The sequence below is a fragment of the Pseudomonas sp. PME37.24/006 genome, assembly GCF_055556635.1.
In genome coordinates, this window is the sequence record NZ_JBVHNL010000002.1 from 1,069,853 (window position 1) to 1,082,987 (window position 13,135).

Below are 13,135 nucleotides of genomic sequence, written 5' to 3' on the forward strand. Positions count from 1 at the left end.
CGCTAACATACAAACGGTAGTTAGCAGCGGAGTGCTCTGTTACGAGTTTTTACCTGCGTACGCAGCCCTGGGCTTTTCGCGCAGAACAGGCGAGGGGCCTTACGTTGCAGGTGACTCAAGCTCGGCAATCCATCGGCCGGCAGGAGCCAAGCGGATCGTCAGGCACCGCCGCTATGTGCGCCAGCAGACAGACGCCCCGCCGGGAGAATTTCACACTGAAGGTCTGCACCCTTCTCATTCGTCACGCCCGGCAATCTTGCGTGACACGCATCACTGCAACGTTGCCCGCGTTTCACGTTGCACGCCAAGGAAAACATGGACAGGCAATGGCTTCGAGCAATCCAACGGTTGTGGCAGCCCGCGCCACGCACCTTCGAGTACGAGCCGGCCCTTCGCGCAGAACTGTTCAGCGCCGAACAGATGGCCACCCACGGCGCCCACCTGGCCCGGCAGCATCACCTCAGCCCTGACACGACGTCCGACGCCCTGCTCCACCGGCTCGCCGAAAACGCTGACGTACTGGCCAGCAGTTGCCAGGCCATGACCGTCGCAGCGCTCTCCAACCAACGTGCGACACCGGCGGCCGAATGGCTGCTGGACAACTTCTATCTGGTCGAAGAGCAAATCCGCACGGCACAAAAGCATCTACCCAAAGGTTACTGTCGCGAACTGCCTGGCTTGGCCAACGGGCCGTCACGCACCCTGCCGCGGGTTTACGACATTGCTCTGGAAACCATCGCCCACGGTGACGGCCGGGTCAACAGCGAGAGTCTGAGCCGTTTTGTGACGGCCTATCAGACTGTCATGCCGTTGACCCTGGGCGAGCTATGGGGCATTCCCATCATGTTGCGCCTGGCATTGATCGAAAACCTGCGCCGGGTCGCCTCTCGGGTGATGAGCAACTGGAACGACCGCAACCTAGCCAACGACTGGGCTGATCGCCTGACCGCGACCGCAGAACGCGACGCCAAAAGCGTGGTGCTGCTGGTCGCCGACCTGGCACGTTCGGCACCACCGATGAGCAGTGCCTTCGTGGCCGAACTGGCGCGGCGCCTGCAAGGTCAGAGCACCGCACTGATTCTGCCGATGACCTGGGTCGAGCAGGCCCTGGCCGAGTCGGGCCAGAGCGTCGAACGTCTGGTACACCTGGATGCTCAGTTGCAAGCCGCTGAGCAGGTGTCGATCAGCAACAGCATCAACAGCCTGCGCCTGCTCTCGGCGACCGACTGGCGCGAGTTCGTCGAGCACATGAGCGGGGTCGAACAGGCGCTCGGTGAAGACCCGGCTGCCGTCTACACCCGCATGGATTTCGCCACCCGCGACCATTACCGCCACGCGGTCGAGCGCCTCGCGCGTACCTGCCCCCATGCCGAGATCGACATCGCCCGCGAGGCCATTGCCCTGTGCCAGGCGGCACCGGCCGATGATCCGCTGATGACCCATGTCGGGTTTTACCTCATGGGGGCTGGGCTGCCCGTACTGGAGCGGCAACTCAACGTACAGCCCTCCCTGGCCGAGCGCTGCCGGCGGCGGCTGCGCCAATGGCCGCTGGGCTTCTTTCTGGCGCCGGTGGTGATGCTTAGTGGCCTGCTCGCCTGGCCCTTCCTCGCCATGCTGCGGGCCGACAGCTGGGGGCCATGGGTGGTGATGCTGCTCAGTGTGCCAACCCTGCTGATGACCAGCCACTTGGCCATTGGCTTGGTCAATCGGCTGGTGACCCTCAGCCTGCCGCCGGATATTCTCCCGCGCCTGGATTACAGCGCGGGCATTCCCTCCCAGGCGCGCACGCTGGTCGTGGTGCCGACGCTGATCGGCAGCGCCCAGGATGTGGAGGAGCTGATGGAAGGTATCGAGGTGCGCTTTCTTGCCAACCGCGATGCCAACCTGCACTTTGCCCTGCTCACCGACTTCATGGATGCACCGAGTGAGGTACTCGATGGCGATGCGGCGCTATTGCTGCAAGCGAGTCAGGCAATCGAAGCGCTCAACCTGAAGTACCCGGACGCCGGTGCGCCGCGTTTCTTGCTGCTGCATCGCCCACGGCGCTGGAACCCCACTGAACAAAGCTGGATGGGCCATGAGCGCAAACGCGGCAAGATCGCCGAGCTCAATGCCCTGCTGCGCGGCCATGGCCATGAGCGGTTTTCGCTGATCGTCGGCGATATTGCCGCGCTGCCGAACATCAGCTACGTGATCGCCCTGGACACCGACACCCAACTGCCGCGTGATGTGGCGCGGCAATTCATCGGGGCCATCTGCCATCCGCTCAACCAGGCGCGCTTTGATCCTTTACAACGGCGCATCGTCAGCGGCTATGCAATCCTGCAGCCGCGCGTTGGCATCAGCCTGCCGAGTATCGCCCGCTCCGCCTATGCCCAACTGTTCGGCAGCGATGCGGGTATCGACCCTTACACTCGGGCGGTATCCGACGTGTACCAGGATCTGTTCGCCAATGGCTCGTTCATCGGCAAGGGTGTCTACGCCGTGGATGCCTTCGAGCAAGCTCTGCAAGGCTGCTTTCCCGACAACCGGATTCTCAGCCATGACCTGATCGAGGGCTGCTATGCCCGTTCCGGCCTGATCAGCGACGTGCAGCTTTATGAGGAACACCCGGCGCGCTACAGCGCCGATGCCAAACGCCGGCATCGCTGGATCCGTGGTGACTGGCAATTGCTGCCGTGGCTGCTGCCATGGACACCGAAACCCGGCGGCGGCCTGGAGCGCAACCGCCTGACAAATCTGGCCTGCTGGAAGATTGTCGATAACCTGCGCCGCAGCCTGGAGCCGGCTGCCTTTCTCTGCATGTTGCTCTGGGGTTGGTTCGCCAGCTCCCAAGTAGTGCTCTGGAGCCTGGGCGTGTTCCTGCTGATCATCGCCCAACCACTGCTCAGTACCTTGCTGGAACTGCTGCGAAAAGCCCACGACATTACCCTCGGCCAGCACCTGAAAGTCACCTTTCGCGATGCAGCGCAGCACTTCAGTCGTGCATTACTAAACCTGGCGTGGCTGCCTTTCGAGGCCTTCAGTAGCCTGGATGCGATCGCCCGCACCCTATGGCGGATGACTATCAGCCAGTGCCGCCTGCTGCAATGGAACCCCTCGCGAGAAGTGGAACGCAGCAGCCGCAATGATCTGCCAAGCCTATACCGGCTGATGTGGGTGGCTCCGTTGCTGGCGATCGCCGTAGCGTTACTGCTGCTCGATAAGCCCGTGGTGCTGGTGATCGCCGCGCCCTTCCTGCTGGCCTGGCTGCTGGCACCGGCCATCGCCTGCTGGCTGAGCCTGCCCAACGCCGATATGGCCTTCGCCCCGTCACGTGAAGAACAGCAGTTTTTGCGCCGCCTGGCCCGCAAGACCTGGGCCTTCTTCGATGATCACCTGGGCCCGGCGGACAACTGGCTACCACCGGACAACATTCAAGAACGCCCAACGGCGGTGACCGCCCACCGAACCTCGCCGACCAACATGGGCATGGCATTACTGTCGCATCTGGCCGCTTACGATTTCGCTTATCTGAGTGCAGGTCGCCTGCTTACGCGGCTAGACAACGCGCTGACCAGCATGTCGCGATTGGAACGCCATCGCCGGCACTTCTACAACTGGTACGACACCCAGACGCTGCAACCACTGCCGCCGCATTACGTCTCCACCGTCGACAGTGGCAACCTGGCAGGCCTGCTGCTGACCTTGCGCCCAGGCCTGTACGAGCTACCGAGCGCGGCGCTGATCAGCCCCAACTGGCTCAGCGGTCTGGCCGATAGTCTCGGAGTCCTGCACGAGACAATGCTGGCAAGCGAGCTGGACGAACACCTGCTCGACGAAGCGCTCAACGAGCTGGCCGCGGCGCACACGCTCGAGACTGAGAATGTGGCGCAGATCAGCGCGACTCTGCAGCGCCTGATCATTCTCACCCAGAACCTGGAAATCGCTGTGTCAGTGGTCCCAGAGGCGGATTACTGGCGTCAGGCCCTGCTCGCCCATTGCCAGGATCTGCACAGCGAACTGGCCTGCCTGACCCTACCCGGTACCCCCCTGGCATCGGCCAGTTGGCAAGACCTGGCGCGGCTCGACGCCAGCCAATGGCCTGTCGCCGAGCAGACGCAGGTACAAGCAGTCATCCGCCATGCCAGTGAACGCATCGCCACCACGCTGCGCCTGGCGGATCTGGCCGGCGAGCTGGCGGACATGGACTTTACCTTCCTCTACAACCCGCAACGGGAGTTGCTGGCCATCGGTTACAACGCCGATGAGCAGCGCCTCGATAGTGCCTACTATGACTTGCTGGCCTCAGAAGCGCGGCTGACCAATTTCGTGGTTATCGCCCAGGGGCAACTGCCCCAGGAAAGCTGGTTCACCCTTGGCCGGCTGCTCACCAGCAATGGCGGTGTTCCCGTGCTGCTGTCCTGGACTGGCTCGATGTTCGAGTACCTGATGCCGATGCTGGTCATGCCCAGTTATGCAGGCACTTTGCTCGACCAGACCTGCCGCGCAGCGGTATCCAGGCAAATCGAATACGGCCAGCAACTGGGCCTGCCATGGGGCGTATCCGAGTCCGGTTACAGTACTCTGGATGCGCAACTGAACTATCAATACCGGGCCTTCGGCGTGCCCGGCCTGGGCCTCAAACGCGGCCTTGGCGAGGACATAGTGATGGCGCCCTATGCCTCGGTGCTGGCCTTGATGGTCGCGCCGGAAGCTGCCTGCAAGAACCTCCAGCGTCTGGCCGACATGGGCATGGCCGGCCGTTACGGTCTGTATGAAGCCATCGACTTCACCAGTGCCCGCCTGCCGCCGGGACAGAGCACAGCCCTGATCCAGTCCTTCATGGCGCACCACCAGGGCATGAGCCTGCTGGCCCTGACCTATGTGCTACTGGGCCGCCCGATGCAGCGGCGCTTCGAGGCCGACCCGCAGTTCCAGGCCACCGCCCTGCTGTTGCAGGAACGGGTACCGAAAAGTGCCGCGCAGTACCTGCACACCGCCAATGCTTCGCTGGAAGGCAAGATCGCACGGGTCAACGAGAACAAGCTGCGGGTCTACACCGATCCAGGGCGCCGCCACCCGGCCGTGCAACTGCTTTCCAACGGCCGCTACCACGTGATGATCAGCAATGCCGGCGGCGGTTACAGCCGCCGCGACGATATGGCGGTGACCCGTTGGCACGAGGACATAACCTGCGACAACACCGGTACCTTCTGCTACCTGCGCGATGTCGACAGCGGTGCTTTCTGGTCTTCCGCGCACCAGCCCACTCTGCATGTCACCGAGAGCTTCGAAGCGATCTTCACCGATGCCCGCGCCGAGTTCCGCGTGCGCGAACGGGGCTTCGACGCCCATACCGAGATCGTCGTCTCACCGGAAGACGATATCGAACTGCGCCGCCTGCACATCAGCAACCGCGGTGCGCAGCGCCGTACGTTGGAGCTGACCAGCTACGCCGAAGTGGTACTCGCTCCGGCCCTCAGTGACGCCTTGCACCCGGCCTTCAGCAAGCTGTTCGTAGAAAGCGAACTGCTGACCCCGCTGCAGGCGATTCTGTGTAGCCGGCGACCACGCTCCAGCGAAGAAAACGTACCTTGGCTGTGCCACCTGCTGGCGGCGCACGAGGTGGATATCACCGCGATCTCCTACGAAACCGACCGTGCCCGTTTCATCGGACGCGGACGCAACCTGACGCATCCCGCAGCAATGGATAGCGAGGTGCTTTCCGGCACGTGCGGCGCCGTGCTCGATCCCATCGTGGCGATCCGTTGTCGGATCAGCCTGGAACCTGGCCAGACTGCGACCATAGACCTGGTGACCGGCGTCAGCGACAGCCGTGAGGGGTGCCTGCAACTGATCAACAAGTACCGCGACCGGCACCTGGCCGACCGCGTGTTCGACCTGGCCTGGACCCACAGCCAGGTGCTGCTGCGCCAGCTCAACACGTCCCACGCCGAGGCCCGTCTGTTCGAGCAGATGGCCGCATCGATCATCTACACCAACCCCTCGCTGCGCGCCGCACCGAGCGTGCTGGCGGCCAACCAGCGCAACCAGAGCGGCCTGTGGGGCCAGGCGATTTCCGGCGACCGCCCCATTGTGCTGTTGCAGATATGCACGGTTGCCCATATCGATCTGGTGCGGCAACTGGTGCAAGCCCATGCCTATTGGCGGCACAAGGGCCTCATCGTCGATCTGGTGATCTGGAACGAAGACCAGGCCGGTTACCGCCAGGATCTGCAGGACGTGATCATGGGGCTGGTCACGTCGGGCAGCGAGGCGCACCTGCTGGACAAACCTGGCGGTATTTTCGTCCGCCCTGCACAACAGCTCTCCAGCGAAGACCGCGTGCTGATGTTGGCCGTGGCTCATCTGGTACTCAGCGACGAGCGTGGCAGCCTCGCCGAGCAGATTCACCGGCGCCGAGCCGAACCGGCACTGCCCACCTTCGATGCCACGCTGCTGCCCAAACCGACATCAGCCAAGGTCGTTGCGCTGCCTGATTCATCGCTGATACTGAGCAACCCCCATGGTGGTTTCAGCGCCGACGGCAAGGAATACGTGATTCAACTCAACCCCGGTCAGCCCACGCCAGCGCCCTGGGTCAACGTGCTGGCAAACCCGAACTTCGGCAGCGTGATCTCGGAGAGTGGCAGCGCCTACACCTGGCATGAAAATGCCCACGAGTTTCGCCTTACCCCCTGGCGCAACGATCCTGTCAGCGACCCTGGCGAAGAAGCCATTTACCTGCGCGATGAAGACAACGGCCACTACTGGTCGCCGACGCCACTGCCGCGCCCTGGCAAGGGCCGCTACGTGACTCGTCATGGCTTCGGCTACAGCGTCTTCGAGCACGAGGAAGACGGTATCCGCAGCGAATTGTGGGTGTACGTTTCGCTGCAGGCACCCGTCAAGTTCTCGCACCTGACGATCCACAACACCTCTGGCAGACCGCGGCGCCTGTCGGTGACTGGCTACGTGACGTGGGTGCTGGGCGACCTGCGGGAAAAATCGTCGATGCACGTGGTCAGCGAAGCCGACCCGAACAGCGGCGCCCTGTTCGCACGCAATGCCTACTCCATCGAATTCCCGGGCCGGGTGGCGTTCTTCGATGTGGACGCACCGCTCGCCAGCAGTACCGCCGAGCGCAGTGAATTCATCGGTCGTAATGGCCACCTCAGCGCCCCCGCCGCCATGGCCCAGCCGCACTTATCAGGGCGCAGCGGCCCGGGTCTCGACCCTTGCGCGGCATTACGGGTCGATCTGCACCTGGCAGCCGGCGAAACCCGCAACGTGATCTTCCGCCTGGGCGCCGAGCAGGACAGCAAATCGGCGTCGCGCCTAGTGCAGCGTATGCGCGGCAGCAGCATCGCCAAGCTCGAACTGGAGCGGGTACGCAGCCATTGGCGCCAGACGCTGGACACGATACAGATCGAAACCCCGGAGCCGGCCGTGGATGTGCTGGTCAATGGCTGGCTGATGTACCAAGTGATCGCCTGCCGATTCTGGGCCCGCAGCGGTTACTACCAGTCCGGTGGCGCCTTCGGCTTTCGCGATCAGTTGCAAGACAGCATGGCCATGCTACATGCCGACCCGGCAGCTGCTCGCCAGCATCTGCTGCTGTGCGCTGCGCACCAGTTCACCGAAGGGGACGTGCAGCACTGGTGGCACCCACCACTGGATCGTGGCGTGCGTACCGGCTGCTCCGACGATTACCTGTGGCTGGCCCTGGCGACCAGCCGCTACGTGGAAGTTAGCGGTGATCACAGTGTGCTCGCGGAAACCGTGGGCTATCTGGAAGGCCGTGCGCTCAATAGCGGCGAGGAGTCCTATTACGATCTACCGAACCATTCCACACTGCAGGAAACCCTCTACCAACATTGCGTACGCGCCATCGAGCACAGCTTGGCGCGCGGCGCTCACGGCTTGCCGTTGATGGGCCACGGCGACTGGAATGACGGCATGAATCGCGTCGGTGAGCACGGCCAGGGCGAGAGCGTCTGGCTCGGTTTCTTCGGCTACGACGTGCTGCGCCGCTTCGCCACCACTGCCCTGCTCTACGGTGACGGCGATTTCGCCCGGCGTTGCGATGAACAGGCCGACGCCTTGAACCTCAGCCTGGAAGCGCATGCATGGGACGGCGCCTGGTATCGCCGCGCTTATTTCGATGACGGCACGCCATTGGGCTCGGCCAGCAACGACGAATGCCGCATCGACTCCATCGCGCAGAGCTGGTCGGTGCTGTCCGGCGCAGCTCCCGACAGCCGCCGACGCACCGCCATGGACTCGCTGGAGCGGCATCTGCTGCGCCGCGACATCGGCCTGGTGCAACTGCTTTCTCCCCCGTTCGACCGCGGCGTGCTCGACCCCGGTTACATCAAGGGCTACGTGCCCGGTGTGCGCGAGAATGGTGGTCAGTACACCCACGCGGCCGTGTGGGCGAGTATGGCCTTCGCCGAACTGGGCGACAGTGCACGCGCCTGGGAACTGCTGCGCCTGATCAACCCGGTCAATCACGGCGACAGTGCCGACGCCATTGCCACCTACAAGGTCGAGCCCTATGTGATGGCCGCGGATGTCTATGGCATGCCGCCCCATGAAGGGCGTGGCGGCTGGAGTTGGTACACCGGTTCAGCCGGCTGGATGTATCGGTTGATTGTCGAGTCGCTGCTCGGTGCACAGCGCAGCGGTGCACAACTGCGCATACAGCCGGTGCTGCCGGCAGATTGGCCAGGCTTCACCCTGCATTACCGGTTCGGTGACACGCCCTACCGCATCAGTGTGAGCCGCACGGATACCGACGATTCGAGCCTCCACCTAGACGGCATCGCCGTGCAAGGAAGCACCCTCCACCTGCTCGACGATGGCCAGGCTCATCAGGTCGATATCCAGTGGCCGCATAAGGGGCCTAGCACACCGACGATGGTTGCAAGCCCTGTCCGGGTGATCCCTCAGCCGCAACACATACGAGAGTAGAAACCATGAACAGACCACTGACCGAAATCATCAAGGGTAAATGGCGGCTCCTCGCAGGCCTGGCCCAGATTGTCTGGGACGACCTAACCCTGGAGGAGCTGATCAAATCCGGGGGTGATCTGGACAAACTCACCCACTTGGTACAAAAACGCTATGACATGACCCACGAGCAAGCGCATAAACAGATCGTCAGCTTCTTCGAACGGCACCGCACCACCTGACAAGCAAACCCGCCAACGCCTCTACAGAGCGCCGATGCCCGACGTGGGGAAGCTCGAAGATGGCCAGAGTTCGATAAACCTTGGCAACCTGAGCAGTGATGAGACCGAGTAGCCAGCGCGCTATGTACGCTAGCGAACGGAGCCATGTGTATTCCAGGCGTATAGTCAGAAGGTTAATCGCGTCGATACCGAAGGGACTCCATGCCTGAAGACTGCATGCCTCAGCAGAACCACTTATTGGCTGCTCTGCCTGGCGAAGTCCAGGAGAGGCTTTTTTCGCACCTAGAACTTGTCACCCTGCCGCTCGGCCAGGTGCTCTATGAGTCAGGCGAATCGGTACGCCATGTGTACTTTCCGACCGACTCCATCATTTCCTTGCTCAATGTCATGGAAAGTGGCGCCTCTGCGGAGATCTCCGTGGTCGGCAACGAAGGGCTGGTGGGTATATCCCTGTTCATGGGTGGCGAAAGCACGCCCAGCCGTGCCGTGGTGCAAAGTGCTGGCTACGCCTACCGCCTGCAAGGGCAGCGCCTGAAAGACGAATTCAACCGCCATGGCGAGATGCTGGTGCTGATGCTGCGCTACACACAGGCACTGATCACCCAGATGTCGCAAACCGCCGTGTGCAACCGCCATCACTCAATCGACCAGCAGTTGTGCCGCTGGCTGTTGCTGTCACTCGATCGCCTGCCCAGCAACCAACTGACCATGACCCAGGAGCTGATCGCCAACATGCTCGGCGTACGCCGCGAGGGTGTCACCGAGGCTGCAGGCAAGCTGCAGCGCCAAGGCGTGATCGAATACAGCCGTGGGCATATCACGGTACTCAACCGTAAGCGGCTCGAACAAATGAGCTGTGAGTGCTACTGCGTGGTGAAAAAGGAAACCGACCGCCTGCTGTCTTACATGCCGCTGCGCCACTGAAGCATTCAAGGCAGCAGGTAAAAAGGCTGCGGTAACTGCATCAGCGCGGTGAAGCACTGTTCGTTGAGTGCGGCACTGAACAGATGGCCCTGCCCCTCATCACAGTGAGCGGCATCGAGAAAGGCCAGCTGCGCAGGACTTTCGATGCCCTCGGCCACCACCTTGAGTTTTAGGCTGGTAGCGATGGCGATCAGCGCACGCACGATCGGGTCATCACTGTCCGACTCGCTGATTTCGGCGATAAACCGTTGGTCGATTTTCAGCGAATCCATGGGCAACAGCAGCAACAGGCTCAGGCACGAATACCCTGTGCCGAAGTCGTCGATGCTCAGCCGCACGCCAAGTGCCTTTAGCTGCGCCAGCACCTGCTGGCTGGCTTGAGCATCGTGCATCAGCACGCCCTCGGTGAATTCCAAGTGCAGGCGATCTGGCCGCAGGGCAGACTCGGCGAGCTCTTCGCGCACCCTGGCAACGAATCCCGGGTGGCGAAACTCGACGGCCGATATATTCACCGAAATCGCCTCCAGCACGATGCCCTGGGCATCCCAGCGGCCAACCTGCAGGCAAGCCTCGTGCAGAACCCAGCGGCCCAGGCGAACCATCACACCACTGGCCTCGGCAATCGGCAAAAAACGCTCTGGCAAGGTCAGCCCCCACTGCGGATGCAGCCAGCGCAATAACACCTCGGCACCGGTAATTCGGCCACTGCGCAGATCTACCTTGGGCTGGAAATAAAGCCGCAGTTGCTGGTGCTCGATGGCATGGTTCAAGCCCTGCTCCACCGCCATGCGCTCGCTGGCGCGCAGCCTCATATCGTGCTGGAAGAACAGGTAGTGGTTACGCCCGCTCTCCTTGGCGTAGTACATGGCCTGGTCGGCATTCCTCAGCAGCGCCTCGGCGGCGTCTGCATCCCGGGGATACAAGCTGATGCCGATGCTGCAGGTGATCTGTAGACGCTGCTGCTCAATGAGGTAAGGCACCTGTAACGCATCGAGAATCTTCCGCGCGGTAAGCCCTGCGCTATGCCCGTCGCTGTCGCCAGCCAGTAGCACCACGAACTCATCGCCGCCGGTACGGCTGACTGTGTCGGAACTGCGTACACAGGCCGTCAACCGCTGACTCACCGCTAGCAGCAGCTTGTCGCCAAGGTGATGGCCGAGCGAATCGTTAACCGCCTTGAAGTGATCCAGGTCGAGAAACATCACGGCCACCACGTTGCCGGTACGCTGAGCCAGGCTAATCGCCTGATAAATGCGGTCATTGAGCAAAGCACGGTTGGGCAGTTGGGTCAGGCCATCATGCTGCGCCAGATGAGACATTTTGAGCGCCGCAGCGTGGGACACGCTGACATCGCGGAACACCGTGACCGCACCGCTAATAGGGCCCTTGCCATCGCGGATGGGCGTGGCGGACTGTTCAATGGCAAGGGTGCTGCCATCACTCTGCACCAGCAGGGTACTGCCTGCCTCGGGCGCCCGCCGACCTCGCCGCAGCAATCGTTCGACAGGGCTGTGGCAGATGGTACGAGTAACGCTGTCAATCAGCGTCATCACCTCGGCGATGGGCCGGCCCAAGGCCTCCGAACGCCGGCACCCGGTCAGGCGTTCGGCGGCCAGGTTGAGGTAGTCCACCTGGCCGTGCACATCCGTGCCGATCACCGCATCAGCGAGACAGTCCAAGGTGATTTGGGCGCGCGTGCGTATGCGCCTCTCGCCCAGCTTGGCGTGGATAGCCGCGATTACCGAACGGGCCAGCAGGCCGCCGGCAACCTGGCCCTTGATCAGATAGCCATGCGCCCCCCAGCTTAGTGCCTGTCGCGCGAACCCTTCGCTCTTCGGTTCGCAGAGCGTCATGACAGGCACATCCGCCGCCGACGCGAACAGGCGCGAACAGAGCGCGCTGCTGGTACCATGAAGCAGGTTCAGATCCAGCAGTACCGCATCAATGCCGCTGCGCCTGAGACGAACCTCAGCCGTCGACAGGCTGGCAACACACTCGCAGTCAAACGAGCCATCGCCCACCTCGCTCAACGCCATCTGCAACCCGTTGCACAACTCTATGTCGGCGGCGACCAGCAAAACCCGGTAGCTCATAACGCCTCGCTCTTCTGCAAACTCCATTGCGGCGCAACTGCAGAGCCGGACGAACGCATCGCTGCGATGGAATCCGGCCTGCTCCATATGTTGCCCAAACACTTACGCTCGGCTGGCGGACAGAGAATGTTGGCCAATTATCCATCACCTGAAACATTACAGATTCGCGGCAAATCGTCCGTACGCTAGCGCACTTAAGCTGCAGCCAGCAGCCCGGCGGTTCGAGGGGACGAGCGACATGAAAACGCCCGGCTTATGACCGGGCGCTTGTATGTACTTGCCGTGGCTGGCGTGCCAGTCAGATTTCGCTCTGCCCGTTACCCGGATTTTTCGGCAACTCTTCGGGCTGCTCTTGCGGTAACTCTTCAGGTTGCTCTTGTGGCAACTCGCCAGGCTGCTCTTGCGGCAACTCGTCGGGCTGGATGTCCGTATTCCAACCCGGCTCCTCTGACGGCTCACCCTCCGTGGGCCGCTGAGCACTGAGCGAGCCGGCCCAATTGAGGGCGTCCTGATAGGTGGAATAAGCCGAGTTACGAGCACTGTCGATAGCATTGACACTCATGGTGCGCACCTCTGATGAAGTCAAAGATTGGGACTTATAACGTCCGAGAGGCATACGCCGGGAGAGGTTCAGGAGATCAAGGCACCGGCTGGCGGAAATCGTGTCGGCGGCCCGGCGCATCCGCAGCCAGATACGCTGAAGGTTTGCGCGGGGGGCGGAGCAGGCTTTGCGCCCGGATGCGGTGATGTACACGCTCAATTGCTCGGCGGCCCGATCAGCAATCTGTATCGATTCGTCGAAACCATTGGCGACGCACCGGGCATCACCACCCGCCTGGACGTGCTGGCGGTTACCCCGACGACTACCGTCGTCCGCGTCAACATGGGAAAAGATGCCATCAGCGCCAATTACAACGATCCGAACATCAACGTATTTAACCC

5 protein-coding genes and 1 pseudogene are annotated in these 13,135 nt (G+C 62.3%); 4 read left to right on the forward strand and 2 right to left on the reverse strand.

Features of this window, described 5'->3' with window-relative positions:
- The first annotated feature begins 315 nt into the window (after positions 1–315).
- The 3 genes from ACZ3GY_RS10535 to ACZ3GY_RS10545 all read left to right on the forward strand — a co-directional run bounded on the left by ACZ3GY_RS10535 (position 316) and on the right by ACZ3GY_RS10545 (position 10,100).
- A complete protein-coding gene (locus tag ACZ3GY_RS10535; protein WP_465909972.1) occupies positions 316–8,955 on the forward strand; it encodes a glycoside hydrolase family 94 protein in 8,640 nt (2,879 codons plus the stop codon).
- Positions 8,956–8,960: 5 nt separating this feature from the next.
- Positions 8,961–9,176: a CsbD family protein gene (locus ACZ3GY_RS10540; protein ID WP_463564297.1), complete on the forward strand. Its 216-nt coding sequence runs from the start codon at positions 8,961–8,963 to the stop codon at positions 9,174–9,176.
- Positions 9,177–9,377: 201 nt separating this feature from the next.
- Positions 9,378–10,100, forward strand: a complete 723-nt coding sequence (locus ACZ3GY_RS10545; protein WP_225831087.1) for a Crp/Fnr family transcriptional regulator — start codon at positions 9,378–9,380, stop codon at positions 10,098–10,100.
- Positions 10,101–10,105: 5 nt separating this feature from the next.
- Here the strand turns inward: ACZ3GY_RS10545 and ACZ3GY_RS10550 are convergent, their stop codons facing one another.
- Together ACZ3GY_RS10550 and ACZ3GY_RS10555 are read right to left on the reverse strand one after the other, a co-directional pair.
- A complete protein-coding gene (locus tag ACZ3GY_RS10550; protein ID WP_465909973.1) occupies positions 10,106–12,193 on the reverse strand; it encodes a putative bifunctional diguanylate cyclase/phosphodiesterase in 2,088 nt (695 codons plus the stop codon).
- A gap of 298 nt (positions 12,194–12,491) precedes the next feature.
- Entirely contained in the window at positions 12,492–12,755 is a 264-nt protein-coding gene (locus ACZ3GY_RS10555; protein WP_465909974.1) for a hypothetical protein, read from the reverse strand.
- A 116-nt stretch (positions 12,756–12,871) separates the two neighbouring features.
- On the opposite strand from ACZ3GY_RS10555, the pseudogene ACZ3GY_RS10560 reads away from it, so the two are divergent.
- A pseudogene (locus tag ACZ3GY_RS10560) lies at positions 12,872–13,112 on the forward strand (nuclear transport factor 2 family protein); the annotation flags it as partial.
- Positions 13,113–13,135: the final 23 nt, after the last annotated feature.